Origin of the sequence: Dyadobacter psychrotolerans, assembly GCF_004349265.1 — a bacterium.
GTDB classification, from domain to species: Bacteria; Bacteroidota; Bacteroidia; order Cytophagales; family Spirosomataceae; genus Dyadobacter; species Dyadobacter psychrotolerans.
In genome coordinates this window covers 230,409-249,728 of the sequence record NZ_SMFL01000003.1, presented here as the reverse complement: position 1 = coordinate 249,728, position 19,320 = coordinate 230,409, and the positions used below count along the sequence as shown (strand labels likewise).

Annotated in this window: 12 protein-coding genes; 7 read left to right on the top strand and 5 right to left on the bottom strand. The window is 39.3% G+C overall.

What is annotated here, in order from left to right:
* Positions 1-104: 104 nt before the first annotated feature.
* Both E0F88_RS08805 and E0F88_RS08800 read right to left on the bottom strand, forming a co-directional pair.
* Positions 105-1,310 carry a primase-helicase family protein gene (locus E0F88_RS08805; RefSeq protein ID WP_131957873.1) on the bottom strand — a complete coding sequence of 402 codons (1,206 nt, stop codon included), beginning with the start codon at positions 1,308-1,310 and terminating at the stop codon, positions 105-107.
* Complete coding sequence (locus E0F88_RS08800) at positions 1,307-1,603, bottom strand: helix-turn-helix domain-containing protein (protein WP_131957872.1); 297 nt, start codon at positions 1,601-1,603, stop codon at positions 1,307-1,309. Before E0F88_RS08800 ends, E0F88_RS08805 begins: the two co-directional genes overlap by 4 nt.
* A 322-nt stretch (positions 1,604-1,925) precedes the next feature.
* On the opposite strand from E0F88_RS08800, the gene E0F88_RS08795 reads away from it, so the two are divergent.
* A complete protein-coding gene (locus E0F88_RS08795) occupies positions 1,926-2,447 on the top strand; it encodes a YcxB family protein (RefSeq protein WP_131957871.1) in 522 nt (173 codons plus the stop codon).
* A gap of 624 nt (positions 2,448-3,071) precedes the next feature.
* Positions 3,072-3,533 (top strand): hypothetical protein, encoded by a 462-nt coding sequence (locus E0F88_RS08790; RefSeq protein ID WP_131957870.1) that lies wholly within the window; start codon positions 3,072-3,074, stop codon positions 3,531-3,533.
* 32 nt (positions 3,534-3,565) lie between these two features.
* On the opposite strand, the gene E0F88_RS08785 is transcribed toward E0F88_RS08790, so the two are convergent.
* Complete coding sequence (locus E0F88_RS08785) at positions 3,566-4,759, bottom strand: hypothetical protein (protein ID WP_131957869.1); 1,194 nt, start codon at positions 4,757-4,759, stop codon at positions 3,566-3,568.
* 3 nt (positions 4,760-4,762) lie between these two features.
* Positions 4,763-6,001, bottom strand: a complete 1,239-nt coding sequence (locus E0F88_RS08780; RefSeq protein WP_131957868.1) for a site-specific integrase — start codon at positions 5,999-6,001, stop codon at positions 4,763-4,765.
* 824 nt (positions 6,002-6,825) lie between these two features.
* Between E0F88_RS08780 and E0F88_RS08775 the strand changes: the two genes are divergently transcribed.
* Positions 6,826-9,966, top strand: a complete 3,141-nt coding sequence (locus E0F88_RS08775; protein WP_131957867.1) for a PAS domain S-box protein — start codon at positions 6,826-6,828, stop codon at positions 9,964-9,966.
* Between the two features lie 11 nt (positions 9,967-9,977).
* Here the strand turns inward: E0F88_RS08775 and E0F88_RS08770 are convergent, their stop codons facing one another.
* The gene (locus E0F88_RS08770; RefSeq protein WP_131957866.1) at positions 9,978-12,833 is read right to left on the bottom strand and encodes a PAS domain S-box protein; all 2,856 of its coding nucleotides are present in this window, start codon (positions 12,831-12,833) and stop codon (positions 9,978-9,980) included.
* 535 nt (positions 12,834-13,368) lie between these two features.
* Here E0F88_RS08770 and E0F88_RS08765 point away from each other — a divergent pair.
* Genes E0F88_RS08765 through E0F88_RS08750 form a run of 4 tightly spaced genes read left to right on the top strand, consistent with a single transcriptional unit; the run spans position 13,369 to position 19,320 of the window.
* On the top strand, positions 13,369-14,646 hold the full coding sequence (locus E0F88_RS08765) for a hydroxymethylglutaryl-CoA reductase (protein WP_131957865.1): 1,278 nt from the start codon (positions 13,369-13,371) through the stop codon (positions 14,644-14,646).
* Entirely contained in the window at positions 14,643-15,614 is a 972-nt protein-coding gene (locus E0F88_RS08760; protein WP_131957864.1) for a UbiA family prenyltransferase, read from the top strand. Before E0F88_RS08765 ends, E0F88_RS08760 begins: the two co-directional genes overlap by 4 nt.
* Positions 15,614-18,226 (top strand): PEP/pyruvate-binding domain-containing protein, encoded by a 2,613-nt coding sequence (locus tag E0F88_RS08755; RefSeq protein ID WP_131957863.1) that lies wholly within the window; start codon positions 15,614-15,616, stop codon positions 18,224-18,226. The genes E0F88_RS08760 and E0F88_RS08755 overlap by 1 nt, the downstream gene beginning before the upstream one ends.
* Positions 18,223-19,320, top strand: coding sequence for a DUF3419 family protein (locus tag E0F88_RS08750; protein WP_131957862.1), 1,098 nt, complete (start codon positions 18,223-18,225; stop codon positions 19,318-19,320). Before E0F88_RS08755 ends, E0F88_RS08750 begins: the two co-directional genes overlap by 4 nt.

Below are 19,320 nucleotides of genomic sequence, written 5' to 3'. Positions count from 1 at the left end.
GCATCATGGTTTTAAGGTTGATGCGCTGCTGATGCGATTTTGATGCGCCATAATTTATTGATTATTAATACATTAAATCTATATCTCATCAATTCATCAAAATATCAGAAGATATCATTGTACTCATTTATCTGCTTTTTCGGTAAGGTATAATACCTGCCTTTCCCGGTTTGCTCTGAGACACTACCATCTGTCAGAAACTTGTATTGCGGGTAGCTCAGTGAGTTTTTGGCCGGAACCAGTTTCCAAACATTTTGCAGGATCCGTTTTATCTGGATAAGATCCTTATACCGGACATGCTTTTTATTAAGCCAGTCCTGGACGTCTGCGGTACAGAACCGGATTTCGTCCAGGTCTTTTTCGTCCACAATGGTCAGCAGGATATGGGCAATCTCGAGTTCCAGTTTATTCCGGTTCTGGTTGAGCAGCTTCTTCAATGCAGGTGTTGCTAGTTGACCTGCGGTAAACCACATACGTGTCTGTTGCTGATAGGCGAAGTCCCTGTGTATAAGAAAATGAATGAAGTAGGGAATCTCCGACTGAAGCATAGCCAAAAGCTTTTCGTTATCAAATTTAAGTGCTGGAATTTTCCGTACCCAATAACGTATCTCGCCCGGTTCGGCAATGATAAAGTGGTCTTCGTTATTGCTGCACAGGATAAACTTTCCAAAGAACTCAATTTCCTGCCGGTCAAAACCTTTTGCTTCGGCTTTATAAAACCTGGCTGTACTTAGATTCTTGATCCGTTCAGAATCCTCCTTTCTGTCCAGGAATGTTTCATCCACACCAATGATTAGCTTTTGGGCCCACTCTATGTTGAAGTTTGAGCGGAAATCCTCATTGCTGTTAATGGTCATGTTTTCTCCGAAAATAGATTTCACAAAATGTAGAAATGTAGTTTTCCCTGTATTGCGCTCCTCGCTGACCAAACATAGGATGGGCAGGATCTGCGTAGGCTTTTCCAAAAGCACTTTGAAATAATCATAGCCCATCTCGATCTGTTCTCCGAAGATATGGCGGAGAAAGTCGGTTATGGTAGCCGGATCACCTTCACGGGGCGTATGCTGAAACGGTTGGTAGCGGTTGTAAAAGCCAGCAACCTTCTGTTCATAATGCAGATGACTGGGCACAAAGCAAAACCCGTCATAAAGGCCCACATTATCTTTTAGAAAAGCTTTACCGTGATCCAATCTAATACAATGCGCAGACCAGGGAATCAGGGTTGTCATGGTATCTCCGGAAGAGAGTGGCTTTCGTACTTCCTTGAAGTAGCTAGTGCCGATACGTAAATACTTCGTTTCTTTCTTCATAGCTTACCTGAGATTTCGTTTTGACCTTTGGCTACCCATTCCAGAAGCTTTTGTTTGGAAAAAAGAAGCTTGCCCTCAATTTTGCAGAACGGGATCTTTTTTCTTTTCACCAGCCCATAGATAGAGGTCTCTTTGTACTTAATAAGCTGGGCTGCTTCCTTTGTATCCAGGAGCGTGTCGGTATCATCCGGTTTGGGAACCGGTTGCACTTGCAGTGCTTTTCTAACCGAGGATTCGATCAGCTCATGCAGCTGCTGACCTGAGAGTGAGATTAAAACTGTCGTGTCCATCATATCTGTCTTATTTAGTGATGGGCAAAACAAACTTGAAAAAACTTAAAAAAGGAATATAACGTTGACTACGTCCGAAACGAGGATTAAGCTGTGAGAAGATTTTTTAATTAATTTTTTTGGACACATAGATCATTTCATCCGTCGTGCAAAAAACTATTATTTGTTAAAGTTCGGTAATGTCATAAACCGGAATACGGCATCCTCAATTATCAATCTCATTAGAAACTTGTTACCATTTGCAAAATTTCGTATCAAACGACTTGTTACCATTCGGAAAAATCTTTAGATTACAAAAATTTACCTCTCTCAAATTATTAAATAGATGCTTAAAGTAAAATATTCTCTCTCCAAATCAGATCTATATAATGGCCTTGTTGAAGTTTCTAGAAGTGGTAAAGTTGCCAAAGGAGCCCGAATTTTTGGTGTATTTTTATTAATTATCGGGATTTTCACTACCACAGTTTCCTTGGCGAACAACAGCTTTTCACTCACTTTCGGTTTTATATTTAATTTCATAATGGGTATCTACTCCACATTTTTGTCAGAAATTGCGACAAAGTTCCAAGTTCCCCAGCTAATTAAATCTAAAAATACAATAACAGAAGAAACGACGTTAGAGCTTAATGAAAAAGCATTTTTACTACAAGGAGAAAGTTATAAGAGTGAATTAGCTTTGGAAACTCTACGATCTGTGATAGAATCAAAGAAATTTTTTATACTAAAAGTTTCGGATCAGGCTGGTTACATTATTCCCAAAAGGGTGTTGTCTGACAACCAAATTCTTTATTTTAAAACTGTCGTAGCAAGTTTGAAACAACCAAAAATCAAGTTACAACCGGTATGAAATACTAGTAAACTATTACTGAACTGCCAGTATTTCAAAGTTTTGTTTGAAATGGAGATACTCCATAGTCAAGGACAGCCCCTATCAAGATTCAGAAAATAATCCCGAATGTTACACTTATCGCTTTTGCTTATATCCTCTTAGGTCAGCTTCTTTAACATTTGAGCAGGATCGGACATTTTTTATTTTTTCTGACGTCTCAAGGTTGGTACTCATGTTTATAAAGGAAGTCAAATTCGGTTTTCTCATTAAGGCATGTCCAAGTCTTTTGATTATGTATGATATTTTGTGCATCGCTCAATTTACATCCGTTTATAGCACGAGCCCGGGAATAAATTCTAATTTAACTATTCTAAGTCACACACAACTGACAGTCTCATAAACGGCTTTTTTTGAGATTTGCCATATCAGATTTGTATTTGATAAATTTGCATCCAAATTCCTATTGAATGTTGAAGTTTTAGTCTTTTTGGAAACATGTTCAATTAAAAATCTGATTCAATAACTTTATCCCTAGCACAAACATTCGTCAATCTTCTAATGAGATACTTCGCTAAAAGATGCCTGCTACTAATTTTATTTTTCTATTCATGTGAGCCTAACAAGAAAGAAAAAGTTAAAGCAATGGATTATCTCGATCTTATTGAAGACATTGGTTACTCATGTAAACCAGATCGGGATGAATTCATCAAAAAAATGGGAGCTAGTATTTCAAAGGTAAAAGATGATAAAAATACAATTATTGATATACGAGAATTGGATCGATTACGGGTAAGAGCGTTGACAACAACTTCATTAACCATTAAAAAATTAGAAGCAATAAAGGAAATTGATGGCGACATTGGATACAAGCAAAGTATCATGGATAACCTTCGTGACTTTGAAAGTGCTTGTGAAAATGAGTTTAAATTATCAATAAATATCTTTGACCAAAGGATACCTGACCGATTTGAGAGAGTGAGAGATTTGGTCATTCCCAAAGCACTTAAAATTAAGGAATCAACCTCAAAAGCTAATATTAAGAAAAAAATATTTATAAGCACATACAGTTATCAGTTAGAACAAGATTCAGTCTCGAATCATTAAGTGCGTAGGAAGATTAAGAAAAGAAAACCATCTTAGATCGCATACTCGTTGATTTTCCCCAAAACTTTCAAAAATTCATTCTTGTAGCTTTCATCTGGTAACGATTTGATACTCTGAATGATGTTTCCGCGCTCCTTATTGATATTACTTTTAAGGCTGGCAACCTTGGTTTTGCTGTAACAGGAGAATGTCCCAATCAACGCTTCACAATATCTTTCAAGGTTAATGTTGTTTCGATCCGTATTAAGCTTGTATGTAACATGCATTAGCAGGTTTAGAATTCTTTCGTATTTTCCGGGTGGTAAATTATAAAATTTATATTCCGATTGTGGAAGCATTCCCTTCTTCTTCGAATCGTCAAACATGCAGCCTAATAATTCCAATACCTCTTCCGGTTCAAAAAACACCTGGATGGAATTAACAGGCCGACATTTCCACACTTCCAATAAAATCATCCAGAGCGAAATAATTTCGTCCACCGGATAGTCCAATGGTATTTTATCAAATGTTGCTTTTTCCACCTCATCAGTGGGTGAGAATAGCGGAAGGTCATGCGTGACATCCGGTTCATTGGCTACTTCTTCATCTAGCTCCTGTTCTGGTAACTCGTCTTCCTGTATGACTTCTAAAAATATTGCTTCTTCTATCTCATCTTCCGATGTCCACTCCTCAACTTTCACGACTGGAATACTATTATCAAGACTTTGGATCAAATTACGGTATTCTCCAAAAGCTTTAAGTAAATATGCCTGTATAAATCCTAATGCGTAAAGACATTTGGGAGTAGCAAAACCTTCAAAAAATAGATGATCGCCACAAAACTCGATGAAATCCCCGAGCTTCTTTTCCTTCATAACACCGTCTACCAGATTTATCGTTGAATGGATTTCCCTTGGGAAGTCAGAACATCCAGCCGAATATCCCGAGGAAAAATTATGTTTTATTATATCAAGCTGTTCAGCCGAGATAGGATGACTGTGATCAATCAGCAGGTCATCTTTGAAAACTGGGTTGTATTGAAAAACTTCAATTAGATTCTTTTCGCTGACAAACAATGTTTCTCCGCTACGAAAAACAAGCTTTTTAAACGGGAAATGCGAATTACAGTAATTGATGTCCTCTCTTTCGAACACACTGTTCTTAAAATGGATATACGGATGTTGTCCCTGGTCCTCCGTATCGATTCCGCTGACGGGATGAAAACCTGGCAAATCAAAAAAATACATAGCCTAAATAGTTGAGTTGATCAAATCATCCAGAACCGGATCTCCTATGTCTTCAAGATAGATATCGGTGGTCTTCAAACTATCATGGCCGAGTGATCGGCCGATATTTTCTTTGGATATTCCATTTCTCCGTAGTGCCGTCGCATAGGTATGTCGTGCAACGTAGGTAGTGATATTTTTTTCTATGTCTACGGATTTACCCAGTTGCTGTAAATCCTTATTCACCCTTGTCCTTATTTTCTGTTTCCGATCTCTGATGGATCTTAGAGTAGAATGACGTTTGTAGAGAATAGGGAAGATGTATCCGGCATCACTGTTTCCTTCCAAATTTCTATAATAGTCCAGAATCTGAAGAGCCGTAGGATGGAGCTTAAATCGGAATTCTTCCTTCGTTTTGGAGCGAATGTAGGATAATTCTCCATCTCTGATATTCTCCCATTTGAGACTGGCGAGGTCTGTAAAGTTTATACCGCGGGAGTAAAAGCTGAATAAAAAGTAATTCCGTGAATTTATGAGAGCGTCATCTTTTGGATCGATTTCAATTTGAGCGATAGCTTCAATCTGTTCCATGGTAATTGCTCGTTTTTTTGTTCTGGGATTGTTGTATTTACCGAAAGGAAAATCCTTGAATGGATAGTGTGTCTCCGGGCAAAACTTATTCTGAATGGCATGTTTCCAAAGAGTACGGAAGGTCCTGAAATAGACACTTCTGGTAGTTATTGCACAACCCCTGCTTATCAGATACTCTTCGTACTTAAGTAAGAATGCTAAATTTATAGATTGTAAATCCTTATCCTTTTCTTGCATGAAGGTGCTCAGGCTGTTTTTTGTGAATTTGAATGTGTCGGAATAGCCAATTCGGTTCTGTCTGGAAAGGTGAGCAATGTGCTCGTCAAATAATTGGAAGAGCTTTTTTTTCTCGGGTTCTGTGTTTCCACCTGTTAGCCTTCTTACTATACCTTTGATTTCGTCGAATCCAGGTCGGATTCCCTTTTTGCCTTCTGAAAGAATATGGAAATCAATTTCTGAGCTTATGGTCTTTAGCAGAAGGTTGATCTCTCTGCACTTTGGATGACTTCTCGATACTGTTTGTTCCCTTTTCAGCCAGTTTTCCTGCTTACTGTATTTCTTAGTGCTTACCAACTGGTTTTTCCTGTCGATAATGATCTGGAGCATTATGGGAAACTCAGACTCGTCACTACTACTCTGGGTTCTAAGGATGAACTTGGTGGATACCGCCATAACTAACAAATTTAGTCGAACATTAGTCGAACATTTGGTGTCTAAGTGTACTTACGTAAACTTAATAAAAATTTGTTATTTAATTGATATATAGATAGTTGAAATATTTATGAGTAATAAAAATTATTAAAAATATCCCAAATTTCTGGCATGGCATGCAAGAGGTCATGGGTTCGAATCCCATATTCTCCACTGGATGCCGTTTCTAGCAATAGAAACGGCATTTTTGCTTAACGCAAAGACTCTTTGCCTCCTCGGCAGCTGACTATGACTTATTATATTTAGTAAAGAATCAGTCGCAGGCTTGTATTTGTTACTTGCCCAGCTATAGCCAAACCAATTTGCCTTCTTAAAATGTATTTTAACATTAGACGAAATATTACATCGATCAGCTGAATCTGTAAATCGAGATATGTTATTTCGGTCTGATATGACTGGAGTAGATGATTGATCGTGATCGATTAGATGAAACAGTTGGTTGATGGAGATTCAGTGAAGTTTGGTTGTTATGTCATACCATTTCTTTTTCTGAGCTGATTTGCCTATTCACCAAATGACTTGTATTCGTAACCTGAAAAAATTAAAAGTCAAACTATTAAGCCAGGTTTTAAAATAGCTGTCTACGTATAGAGGCCGTGGTTTGCAGGTTACCTTTGATAATTTTTCAGTTCCCTGTTACTCTTTTTACACTAAGCATATTGTTACGGTTCTTAACTTATAGAAATGATAAGAAATTCTACATAGCAGCTATTCTGTGGGCACGGTTCTTTTACTAATGCGGTTTTTATTGACCCTACCAAATCAACCGCTATAAGGTTATATACATGCGTGAATTTTACAGTTTGAAAAATAATTCAAACAATACTGCTTTAGATTTATCAGTCGACGGCAATTTACCGGATGTGATCAGAAACTGGAATGTTCCTGATGACCAGGTTTGGTGGAGTAGAAGTTATGAACAGGTCTTTGGCCAAATGGCCACATCTTCAAATTCTGAGCAATCCTGGTTTGAAAATATTCACCCCGATGACAAGCAACGAGTTATTGATTCTGTCAGTGCCGCATTTAATATGCGTCAAGTGGAATGGTCATCTTTTTACAAACTAAAAAAAGCTGATAATTCCTATCTGGATATTCAGGACCAGGCGTTCATTAACTATCAGGATAATATTCCCATACAGTTAGTAGGTTTTATAAAGGTTAACAAGTCGGTGCCTGAAACCAAAGTAGTTGAAATGCAGCAAATAACCTCAATGGTACTTGAGGCGTCTGAGTCAGCTTCTTTTAGTCTCGTTTTAGAAAATAATTCCCTGGTTTATTCGCCGGGTTTTTCCAAAGTGCTTACTGGCGACAATAATTATCCTGCAACCAGGCAAATCTTCCTTGAACATATTCATCCGGATGATATTTCCATTCGGCAGGAAGCTTATAGGCTGGCAGAAATATCAGGTATTTTGACCTATGAAGCCCGGTTTATTTGGAAGGATGGTTCGGTTCATTGGATAAAAATACTTGCCAGATATGTTTACGACACTACCGGAAAAGCCGTCTCTATAACCGGCATCGCGACAGACGTTACCGAGCAGATCGAAAGAAAAATTGAGCTCGATCTGGCCCGCGAAAAATTCAGCTTTGCATTTGAAAACGCACCGGTGGGTATGCTGTTTACCGATGATAACGGCGTGATCCACCGTATCAATGATCGTTTTGCTAAACTTTTAGGAGAAACACGAGAAGAGCTGGTTGGTCGAAGTTTTGATGAGTTTACCTTCAGCAGCGACCTGGAAGAAAGCCGGAGGATTTTTAGAGATCTGATTGGCGGTAAACTTAGACATCTGACCAAAGAAAAAAGATTTTTGCGTAAAGATCAAAAGGAGCAATGGGCCCGCATTACCACGAACAGTTTTGAATCGGAAGGGCAAGAGAAAGTATTGTCGATTGCGTATGATATTAATAATGAGATTCAGGCAATTGCTCAGCAAAAGAGGCTTTTGTCCATTATCGACCACAGTACTGATGTGATCTCTGTTTTTGATGACGAGGGGAAATTTACCTATATCAACAAAATAGGCAAAAAGCTTTTGGACATCAACGATATTGAAGAGATTACGATCTCTGATATTTTTTCCTCGGACTATTTATTTAAATTAAAACGAGAAACATTATCATTATACAAGGGAGATCGAAATTGGACAGGCAGGCAACTGTATAAAAACCAAAAAACGGGTGAGCTCATTGATGTCATGACCTATGTCTTCGTCTTGGAAGATAGGTTTACAGGATTGCCAGCTGGTTATGCATCCATTGGCAGAGACATTCGTGCTGAATTAGACGCAGAAAAAAAGCTTCGCGACAGCGAGAGGCTATTTAGAAATATTACCGATGCTTCTACCGCAGCATTATGGATGACCGACGAAAACGGATCGCTAACCTACATCAGCAAAACCTGGATGGAATGGACAGGAGTATCGTTAGAATCACACCTTGGTAATGGCTGGCTTAATTATGTAGCGAGTGAGGATTTTGAGAATGTAACAGCAAGTTTTAGGAAGGATTTTACTAGCAGATCTTTTCACGACATGCAGTTTTGCATCAGCCACGTAGACAAGACAGTAAGGTGTGTTGTTTGTAAAGGGGCACCACAATACAATGATGATCAGAAATTTACAGGTTATATAGGAGCAATTCTGGATATCACTGAACTGGTAGAAGCACAAAAGCAACAGGAGCAGGCTCAGATTGCGATAAAGGCAAGTGAGAAAAAATTCCGGAGTTTGATTGAGCAATCACCTGTTGCGTGCGCTCTATACCTGGGTCCGGAACAGTTTATAGAGTTTACAAATGAAGCCATGATCAAAATATGGGGAAAAGGCAATATGGTTCAGGGTAAGAAACTGATTGAAGTCTTACCGGAATTAGTGGATCAGCCGTATCCCCAAATTTTAAAGAATGTCTATGATTCCGGAAAGGCTTACCATGCTCACAGTGCACCGGCAGATGTGGCTGTAAACGGTGTTGTTTCGACTTATTATTTTGATGTTAGCTATACACCACTTTTCGACGGTGACAACATCGTTTATGGCATTCTAGAGATGGCCGTGGACGTTACCGAAAGGGTACTGGCACTTCATGAATTACAGAGAAGTGAACAACAATACCGGGATTTGTCTGGGGAGCTAGAAGCAAGAGTCCAAGCCAGAACCAAGGAATTGAATCTGGCAAACAGGGACCTGATCAGCTCAAATCAAAGTCTTGAACAATTTGCTTATGCAGCCAGCCATGATCTACAGGAACCACTGCGGAAAGTTGTATCATTTGGCACGCGCTTCGCATCCCGATATGAACAGCAATTGGATGATGACGGCAAATATTTGCTTTCCAGAATGCAGGATGCGGCAGAGCGTATGAGTTTGATGATTTCTGACTTGCTCTCTTTTTCCCGACTTCAGGTGAATCATAAGGTATTTGCGGAAGTTGATTTAAATCGGATTATTGCTTCTGTTTTGTCAGATTTGGAAATAGTAATTGAAGAGAAAAGGGCTGTTTTTGATATCAAACTGTTGGATCCCGTTTGGGGCGATACTTCGCAGTTAACACAGCTTTTTTTAAATTTGGTAAGTAATGCTCTGAAGTATCAACCAGCCGGGCAGATTCCTTATATATCTGTTTCCACTACGAAAGTGGATCCGTCTGAAATCAATCAAACGGTTCTGGCCGGCCATCCGTATCTGAGAATCCAGGTAAAGGATAATGGAATTGGATTTGATCAAAAACATGCGGATCGTATTTTTCAAATGTTCCAGCGCCTTCACGGTAAAAGTGAGTATTCAGGATCAGGAATTGGACTGGCACTGTGTAATAAGGTTGTCCAAAATCATTATGGACTACTGACTGCGGAAAGTGAAATAGGTCAGGGATCTTGTTTCAGTGTTTATTTACCTGCACCAGTTACGATAAGTAGTTAAATATTTGTCTTTTAAATTTGATCATTTTGTGCTAAGCGTGTTTTTTTCGATATCGTTTTAATTACCTCGTCAAGTTCGTTAGAGGCAATCAATAAATATTCAAGCAATGTTTCACGTTCCTGCCCGAAATCCTCTGAATTTTTCAGCATTGGCACAATGCTCATAATTCGGGCCAGGGGAGCTCGTACAACGTGTGATTGTATCCATGCTATCTCTTGAAACTTAATATTTTGCTGCTCAATTTTTCTGGTGTAGTTAAAGTTCTCAGTCATATCATTGGCTATAATAATTTTGCCGAGGACTCCCTTATACCGTATAAGATTACTTTGAATATCTACGTGGATGAGTTCACCATTCTTTTTTTTATGTCTGAAAATTCCCTGGTGACTTAAACTTTGCTGTGACGTATTTTTCATTGATAATATATCCTTCACTTTACCAATATCCTCTTGCTCCCTGATGTCCATTATTGTCATTGCTAAAAATTCTTCACGCTGGTAGCCATATTTTTTTACGGCAGCCTCATTGACGTCTAGAAAAGCCAGGCTTTTTATGTCAAACACCCACATCGGTAAAGGGCTTAAGTGAAAAAGGGAACTGTAATTTTTCTCCGATTCGGCCAGCGCAGTGATCCTTTTTTTTCGCTCGGTAATATCTTTAAAATACACAGACAGCCCATTTGCGGAAGGATATGCACTGATTTCATACCATTTTTTTAACGGGGGATAGTAATCTTCAAAATGCAGGGCTTTATTTGTTTTAATTGCCTGATGATATTTTATGTAAGATTCAGATCCAATAGAACCGGCGAAAACGTCCCATAAATTAAAACCTTTGGTTTGAAGCTTTGTTTTTTGCAATACTTTTTCTGCCTTGTTATTCCAGTAATTAATGATCCAGTGCTTGTCGACCGCAAAAAAAGCATCTCCGATACTTTCCAGAATCAGTTTCTTTTCAAAGAGGGCTTCGGTAGCTAAAAGTTCTGATCTTTTCCGAATGTCAATATCCTGAAAGCTTCCCCTGATTCTAACGCATCTGTTATTTTCAAACTCTGGTTCCCCGATTACCCGTACCCATTTAATATTTTGATTCGCCGTTACGATTTGTAATTCCATGTCAAAAGAGATACCTTTTTCACTGGCTAATTCAATTCGCCTGGTTATAAGGATCTTATCGGACTCCTCTTTTAGGAAATCAAGTCCTCTTTGCATGTTCGGTTCATAGTCGGATTTCACCTCGTAAATTTCTTTGGTGACTTCTGACCAGTAAATCGTGGACTTTATAAGGTCTATTACCCAGCCACCTATGCCAGCCATTCTGGTCACTTTATTAAGAAGACCTTCGAGTTCCTTTTTATCTGTGATGTTTTTGGCCACTGTAAAAATCAGTCCTTCCGGGGTAGCCGGAGTAGACGTCCAGGCAAGCCATTTGACCTGTCCTGATTTGGTAATGCATCTGTTTTCAAAATAAAACGTTTTTGTGCCTTTATTTTTAATTTCCAGTTCTGCCATTATCCTGACCTGATCCTGCGGGTGAATAAACTTGACAATAGGCCTGGATAATAATTCATCTCTACTGTATTCCAACAGCTCAGACATAGCCGGGTTGATCTTTTTAAAATATCCATCCAGTCCTACTGTGCAAATAATATCAGGAGCAAGGTCGAATATCTGATTGTATTCCTGCTCCAGTTTTCTGCTTTCCGTAACATCTCTTTCAACTGATATCCAGTGTGTATACCAGCCGCTTTCATTAGCTACCGGAGTTACCGTCAGATTAACCCAAAATTCCTCTCCACTTTTTTTATAATTGGCAATAGTAATTTCACAGGAGTGCCAGTTTCTGAGTGCTTCACTGAGCCGTTTCAATTCGGTTCGGCCCGTTTTCGGTCCCTGAAGTAATCTTGGAGATTTGCCGATTACTTCACTTGAAGAATAACCTGTCATTTTAGTAAAAGCCTCATTTACATACAAAATACGTGGCCCGGGCTCGATTAAGGACTCTGCTTCAGTAATCAGAATTGCGTCTTTGGTATGAGTTATTACAGACTCAAGTAAACGCAAACGAATTTCTTCAATTCTCGACTTTTCCTCCATCAGCTTCCGTTGGCTGATGTCTGATCGAATTGCAACATACTTGTAAGGATGCCCGAAATCATCAAGGAAAGGAACGATAGTAGTGTCAACCCAATAGAAACTGCCATCCTTGGCTTTATTCTTTAATTCTCCCTTCCATATCTGCCCATTAGAGATTGTTCTCCATAGTGTTTGAATAAAGTTTTTTTCGTGGAAAGAGGAATTTATGATCCGGTGATCTTTCCCGATCAGCTCACTCCGTTCGTACTTAGATATACGACAGAAATTATCGTTAACATGTTTTATAATTCCCTTACGGTCCGTCACGGCCACTATCGCAGATTCGTCTAGGGCAAATCTAAAAGCGTGTAACTCAGTATTAGCCTCAAGAAGCATCTTGGCGGATTTTTTCTTCTCTGTTACATCACTATAACGGCACACAATTGCTTGAACGTCGGTATCATCAAGCATATCCGTCATCAGGCATTCTATCCAAATGAAACTATTATCTTTTTGTTTAAACCGAAAAACGCATGTTATTGTCGATCCTGGACTTGTCAATGTGTCTTGCAAGGAATTGGTAACAAACTCCAAATCCTCATAATGGATAAGATCGGTTATTGGTAAACCAAGCAGGTCTTCACTACTCCAGCCAACAATACGTTCACAGGAAGATGCGCTGAAGACAAATTCAAAGAATTTATTAAGAAGAGATAACCCTTCTTTACCTGATTCAATCAGCTTCCTGAAACGAACATCTTCATTTAGGGGTAATATTTCAGGAGCTATCAATTGGCTTGGATTTCCACAATCCGGTGTTCAGTTGTAGTAATTTTCACAATATCTGTAGAGCTGAGGGTTCTTAATAATGTTAAATTAAACACAATTAAAGTACTATCAAATTATTTTCTTAGAGAATAAACTTTGAAGGAATAGACAGGACTTTCAATAACTGCGAATATTCGACGGCAATGGATTGGTTATTCTCCGATAAAACCTCTTTATCTCCTGAAACAGATTTTCTTTCAACTTTATGTATGTAGTGAGATTGGTTTGAACTTGAATTCCATCATTTACATTAGATTGAATTTTGTCGTCTACTATTGCCGTTACAATCTTTGTAGAGACTTTTTTTGTTTCTTACCTTAATAAAATATCAGAGTTTATAGTTAGACCGGATCAGGCGGTTACTTCTCCTTAAGATTGCTGGAATGTATCTCACAACGATAACCTGAATAAAGGTGTCCTTCTAATTGACAAGAAATTTCCAAGGTGGAATTTTAAATTTGAATACTATAATATTCTGTACCACCCTAAACATAAAAATATGTCTTCATCCAGTGAAATTACTAAGAAAGCTTTGCAGACAATGAGTACCTTTCAAAATCTGGGGGAATTGTTGGAAGACATAAAAAACAAAAAGACAACCAATACTGCATCAGAAAGCATGCCGGCAGAAGTACCGGTTTCAGATAGGGGAGTAAACAGCAGACTGGAATTTTTATCAGGAAAAACAAAAAGGGAATTTCAATTTTTAACCGGCCATAAGCATTTCTCCGACCTTTCGCAGCTGGAAGGTAATATTGAAAATTATATTGGTATGTCGATGATTCCAACCGGTATCATCGGGCCGCTGTGTATACTTGGTTCTGCCGCAAAAGGTGAATTTTACGTACCGCTCGCAACGACCGAAGGCAGTTTGATTGCATCATATCATCGAGGAGCAAAGGCATGTTTTCTGGCTGGGGGAGCCACTTCTATTTGTTTAATTGAAGGCGTTCAGAGATCTCCGTTGTTTAAATTTGATAATTTGGGAAACCTGGGGACATTTCTGGTTTGGATTTTGGGCCAAATCGAACAGTTCGAGAATATTGCAGAAGCAACCAGCCGATACGCAAAACTGACAGATGTGAAATCCAATATTGAAGGAAATCATCTTATCCTGACATTCGAATATCATACCGGAGATGCATCGGGGCAAAATATGGTGACAATCTGTACCAATGCCATTTGTCAATACATAATCCAACATGCTCCTGTACAGCCTCAGTTCTGGTTTATTGAGGGAAATTATTCCGGAGATAAAAAAGCCACTTCACAGGCATTTGCCAATGTACGTGGCAAAAAGGTAACAGCAGAAGTCACACTGAGCAAAACGATTATCAATGAGGTATTAAAAACTACTCCTGAGGCTATGGCTGAATACTGGAGGTCTTCTACGATTGGAACGATACAGAGTGGTTCCATCGGCGCACAAGGGCATTACGCCAACGGGCTTACGGCATTGTTCATAGCAACCGGACAGGATGTTGCCTGCATTTCGGAAGCCTCGGTGGGCATTACCCGAATGGAACTTACTGGTGACGGAGACCTTTATGCTTCGGTTACTTTACCCAATTTAATTGTGGGAACCGTCGGTGGCGGAACCTCATTGCCAACACAAAAAGAATGTCTGGAATTAATGGATTGTCACGGCGAAGGTAAAGCCAGAAAGTTTGCGGAGATCTGCGGGGCAGTGGTTTTGGCTGGTGAAATTTCCATCGCAGCAGCACTTTCAGCAGGACAGTTTTCATCTGCTCATCAAAAATTCGGTCGAAAAAAATGATTTTACCGGTCCAGCGAAATGAATTCAGTAAAGAGGAAGAAAATAATGCACACTTCATCAATCGGCTTTACACCTACCAAAAGGAGCGTTTTCCGGTACTGGGGCATGGATTGCTGGTCGCTGCATTCAGTTTTTCTGCTGTTTCTTATTCCCGTATTTGCCGTGGAGTGGCTGGATTTGTAGACGGGAAGACGTTTGCAACAGGGATTTTTACCACGGTAACTTTATTTTTCCTGGTACGGATTTTCGACGAATTTAAAGATGCAGAAGATGATGCAAAATATCGAAAGAAACTAGCTGTACCGCGGGGCCTGATTTCGTTCCGGGAACTGGCCGCAATGGGAATACTTGTCGCTGTACTTCAAATCCTGCTTAACCTATATTTTTTTCCCAGGATGCTGCTGATCTATGTCGTAATAATCGGTTATCTGCTGCTGATGGGAAAAGAGTTTTTTATATCGGAATGGCTTAAAAAACATCAATTCTGGTATATCACTTCGCATATGTTCATCATTCCGCTTATCGATATTTATGCTAGCGGATTGGATTGGCTTCTTGCGGGCGTAAAGGCCCCAACAGGGCTATTTTTCTTCTTCGCTGTATCTTATATGAATGGGATCGTACTTGAAATTGGCAGAAAAATAAGAACACCCGAACGGGAGTCTGAAGGTGTTCTTACTTATACTTCCATGCTTGGTATAAACAAGGCTATATGGCTTTGGGTATTTATGCTCATCATCACACTTTTTCTAAGTATTGCTGCTTCCTTTTTTGCCGGTTACGGAAAAACAGCGTTTATAATTCTTGGAATCATTTTCGGTTTATGCATTATTCCTGCCTTTTTATTTATGAAAAAAAGAACGGAAAAGCTTTCTAAATTAATTGAGTACGCATCAGCATTTTGGACAATTGCCATGTACCTGACACTTGGCGGAGGTCCGATGATTTCAAAACTAATGTTTAACTGATGAACTTTATATCTGATTCGGAAAGTGAACAAGCGCAAAATCTTACGATTGGCGGAAAAGCAAAAAACCTTTTTCTGTTGAAGAAAATGGGGATGACTATTCCCAAATTTGCTGTAATTCCCTGGGAAGTTCTATCTGAAATGATACCGGCACAAGTTTTAAATGGCGATCAGGAGAAGATTTCGGTATTTATCGAACAAGTTCAGATCAGTGATAACATGCTTTCCCGGTTATTGTCAACCTTCGGCCCAACGGAATACTTTGCAGTCCGTTCTTCTGCAATTGATGAAGATGGAAGCGTTTTTTCCTTTGCCGGACAGTTTGAAAGTTATCTGTTTGTACCCAAAGAAAATCTGGCAGAACATATAAAAAAAGTCTGGATCTCTGCATTCTCACCAAGAGTTTCAGATTATAGGAAACATCATAATATCACCGGTCAGCGGGGCATTGCCATAATTATTCAGGAAATGATTGATACTGATGTTGCCGGTGTGGCTTTTGGTTTGAATCCGGTCAGTGGCAATAAAAATGAAAAGTTAATCAATGCTGTATTTGGGCTGGGAGAGGGTCTGGTTTCGGGAGAACTCAATGCTGATTTGTTTGTTTTACATGGTTCTGAAATCAAATCTGAGTTAGCCTTCAAGACACATAAAATTAGTTTTGACGCCAGAAATAAAACGGGTACTATTCTTAGCGAGATCCAATCAGAACAACAGCAGCAAAGTACGTTAAGCACAAAGCAAATTATTGTATTGGGTGAAGTTCTCGACAAGCTTGAAGCTGAATTTGATCAGCCGCAGGACATTGAGTTTGCTTTTAAAGACGAAATCTTATATCTGCTGCAAACCCGTCCGATCACTACCCTAAACCTGCAAAATGAGAAAACCGGTGAGTACATTCTTTGGGATAACAGCAACATCATTGAGTCTTATCCGGGAGTCACAACTCCCCTGACCTTTTCGTTTATAAGCAAATCTTACGAAACGGCGTACAAGCTTTTCAGCGCATATCTGGGTGTGAGTGAAAGCGTGATTAGAGACAATGAGACGGTTTTTTCTAACACACTTGGTTTTATAAACGGAAGAGTGTATTATAACCTCAAAAGCTGGTATCACATGCTTGCGATGCTACCAGGTTACCATATCAATGCCCGTTATATGGAAAAAATGATGGGTGTTAAAGAGCGCTTTGACGTTCCGGAAACCTATCGTTTATCCAAAGGAAAAGCATGGTGGCGTATTGCAAAAATGGCCATACGCATGCTTTTTCGATTCCTCTCATTGCCCCGGAAAAGGAAGGAGTTTATGCAACTGCTGGACAAAACAATTTCAGAGTATAAAGGGATAAACTACGATGCGAAAAGTGCCGGTGAGCTGATGCTGTTGTATCGTAATTTTGAAAAATCATTATTGCTGGAATGGAAAGCTCCATTGCTTAATGACTTTTTCGCAATGATATGGTTTGGTATGTTACAAAAACAGTGCGAACAATATTTCGGGGATCAAAACGCTAATATTCACAACGATTTGCTTTGTGGCAGCAGCGATATCATTTCCGTAGAACCTGTTCACAGAAGCGTACGGCTGGCCACACGAATTACGGCATCCCCCGTTCTGAAAAGTCTTTTCATTTCTGAAAGTGAGCAGTCGATTCAAATAAAACTCGGCGCAAATACTTCATCTGAATTTGTAACAATAAAAAAGGAAATCGATCAGTACATTCAGGATTTTGGGGAGCGATGTGTAGGTGAATTGAAACTTGAAACAATATCCTATACCCAGGACCCGTCGAGATTTATACGGATACTAAAATCATATGTTGAAACGGGAATTACTTCGGATCAGTTTTCAGGTAAAAGGGAAAATGCTATTCGTGCAAATGCAGAAAAAGAGGTTGAGCAAAGGTTAAAGGGTAGTTTGTATAAAAAATGGAAACTAAAACGTACATTAAAAACGGCAAGGGAATTGGTAAGTGCACGTGAAAATCTGCGTTACGAAAGAACCCGGGCTTTTGGAATTGTCCGTCAATTATTTTTTCATATTGGAAAAAGGTTTTACGCCGGCAATGTGATTGATCAGGAACGTGATATTTTCTACCTGACAAAAGAGGAAATTTTTAGCTTCATTGAAGGGACCTCCGTAACTCAAAATATCAAGGCGCTAATTTCTTTGCGAAAAGGCGAATTTGAAAGTTATCAAATACAAGCACCGCCGGCAGAGCGTTTTGCTACTTACGGAGCTCCATATCATGCCAACGATTTTTTCAATACCGATAAGGTGGAAGCGCATCAGGGTGACCTGAAAGGAATCGGTTGCTCACCGGGGAAAGTTTCGGGCCGGGTGAGAGTAGTTTTAAATCCCAATGAAGTTTCTTCCTTAAACGGAGACATTCTTGTTACTTCCAGCACCGATCCGGGCTGGGTTACGCTGTTTCCTGGTGCATTGGGAATTATTGTTGAACGAGGAAGTCTGCTAAGTCATTCAGCCATTGTTTCGAGAGAGATGGGAAAACCCTGTATCGTGAGTGTTACCGGGCTGCTGAAAACTTTAAAAACCGGTGATCAAATCGAAATGGACGGAAGCACAGGCACAATCAGCATTATTCAAAAATGAGTGATCAGGATTTAACCAAACGCGTTAATTTTGAAATTATCCGCTATGCAAATTGCTGGGAAGATGCGACTATTTTGCTGGATGGTCTTACGCCTTCAGCAGGAAGCAAAATTTTGTCGATCGCGTCTGCGGGTGACAACAGCTTATCTTTGTTAACAACGGATCCCGAAATGGTTGTTGCCATAGATATCAACAAAGTTCAGTTATATCTGGTTGAGTTGAAAAGAGTTTGTATCACAAATCTTGAATATGAAGAAACGCTTGCATTTCTTGGTTTTACATTTTCTGAAAGCCGGGAAAGATGTTTTGCTTCTTTAAAAAGCCAGCTAAGTTTCGAAGCCAGATCCTACTGGGATTCCAATCTTGTTTTAATTAAAAACGGCATTATTCACCAGGGGAAGTTTGAAAAATATTTTCAATTATTCAGCCGAAAAATTCTGCCATGGATACATTCAAAACAGACAATTGAGGAGCTATTCGAAGTGAAAACAAAGGAGCAGCAGGAGCAGTTTTATACAAAAAAATGGAATACCTGGCGCTGGAAACTATTGTTCAGAATATTTTTCAGTAATTACGTGATGGGCAAATATGGAAGGGATCCTGAGTTTTTAAAACAGGTACAGGGTTCGGTATCAAAGTTTATTTTTGACAAAGCCGCACATCATGTGAAATCTGTTGCAGCACAGGAAAACTTTATTCTTGAATACACACTTACCGGTTCTTTTGGAGAACTTCTGCCGCATTTTTTGCAAAAAGATAATTACGGGAAAATCCGGTCAAACATAAAGCAGTTGTACTTAAAACAGGGTTTTGCCCAGGACGCCATCAGAGAATTCGGTAAATTTAATTTCATGAATCTTTCCGATATTTTTGAATATATGGATCAAAGGCAATTTGCGGCAACTGCGAAAGAGCTCATTGACGGCACCGAAAAAGATGGCATATTAGCATATTGGAATTTAATGGTACCGAGGCGCATGTCATACGTGTTTCCGGAAAATGTCAAATATCAAAAAGCCCTTTCAGAACGGCTTACAGCCATTGACAAAGGATTCTTTTATAAGGAATTTATTCTGGAACGAATCATCAAGTAA

Coding starts and splice junctions, on each gene's coding strand:
- E0F88_RS08805 (WP_131957873.1), bottom strand. CDS start 1,310: ATGAAGAAAGAAACGAAGTATTTACGTATCGGCACTAGCTACTTCAAG.
- E0F88_RS08800 (WP_131957872.1), bottom strand. CDS start 1,603: ATGATGGACACGACAGTTTTAATCTCACTCTCAGGTCAGCAGCTGCAT.
- E0F88_RS08795 (WP_131957871.1), top strand. CDS start 1,926: ATGCTTAAAGTAAAATATTCTCTCTCCAAATCAGATCTATATAATGGC.
- E0F88_RS08790 (WP_131957870.1), top strand. CDS start 3,072: ATGGATTATCTCGATCTTATTGAAGACATTGGTTACTCATGTAAACCA.
- E0F88_RS08785 (WP_131957869.1), bottom strand. CDS start 4,759: ATGTATTTTTTTGATTTGCCAGGTTTTCATCCCGTCAGCGGAATCGAT.
- E0F88_RS08780 (WP_131957868.1), bottom strand. CDS start 6,001: ATGGCGGTATCCACCAAGTTCATCCTTAGAACCCAGAGTAGTAGTGAC.
- E0F88_RS08775 (WP_131957867.1), top strand. CDS start 6,826: ATGCGTGAATTTTACAGTTTGAAAAATAATTCAAACAATACTGCTTTA.
- E0F88_RS08765 (WP_131957865.1), top strand. CDS start 13,369: ATGTCTTCATCCAGTGAAATTACTAAGAAAGCTTTGCAGACAATGAGT.
- E0F88_RS08760 (WP_131957864.1), top strand. CDS start 14,643: ATGATTTTACCGGTCCAGCGAAATGAATTCAGTAAAGAGGAAGAAAAT.
- E0F88_RS08755 (WP_131957863.1), top strand. CDS start 15,614: ATGAACTTTATATCTGATTCGGAAAGTGAACAAGCGCAAAATCTTACG.
- E0F88_RS08750 (WP_131957862.1), top strand. CDS start 18,223: ATGAGTGATCAGGATTTAACCAAACGCGTTAATTTTGAAATTATCCGC.